Annotated in this window: 1 protein-coding gene; it reads left to right on the top strand. The window is 39.7% G+C overall.

The features are described from left to right. A partial coding sequence (locus R8N47_RS27090; RefSeq protein ID WP_318186353.1) for a cupin domain-containing protein occupies positions 1 to 372 on the top strand: 372 nt, incomplete at its 5' end. Positions 373 to 574 lie beyond the last annotated feature (202 nt).

Raw genomic sequence — 574 nt, 5'->3', positions numbered from 1 at the left:
TTTAGCGAGAAAGGTTGTGTCATTTTGGTCAAGCTCAATCAATTTGATCCGAACGATCTTAAAACTGTTCGAATCAATACTCGAGAAACAGAATGGTTGCCTGGCATTGGCGGACTACAAGTGATGCCGTTACATGATTTTAAGCACGAGCATGTTGCGTTGGTGAAGTGGCCCAAAGGAGAAAAGTTTCAACCTCACAGACACTTTGGTGGAGAAGAAATTTTTGTGTTATCTGGCGAGTTTAGGGATGAACTAGGTATATACCCAACACATACTTGGTTGCGCTCGCCTCATATGAGTGAGCACTTCCCTTTTGTAGAAGAAGAAACGGTAATTTGGGTGAAAACAGGACATTTGCCGCTCGGAAGTTGATCGTTCCTAAATACACATATGGGGAGTAGTCTGTCACAACATGTCTCCCCAAAGATTTAAAGTGAATCAAAAGATATGATAAATGCCCAGTTGAAGTAATATCTATCTTTAAGAATATTTTGAACTCAACCAAAATATATTAACGTACAACGCTTATCCACAATACTAACACTCCTCACCTTCTAAAACTTGGTGTGTACTA

The sequence above is a fragment of the Vibrio sp. 2132-1 genome, assembly GCF_033344315.1.
Note: the sequence above shows the minus strand (reverse complement) of the source record. Positions and strands in the feature narration are given on the sequence as shown.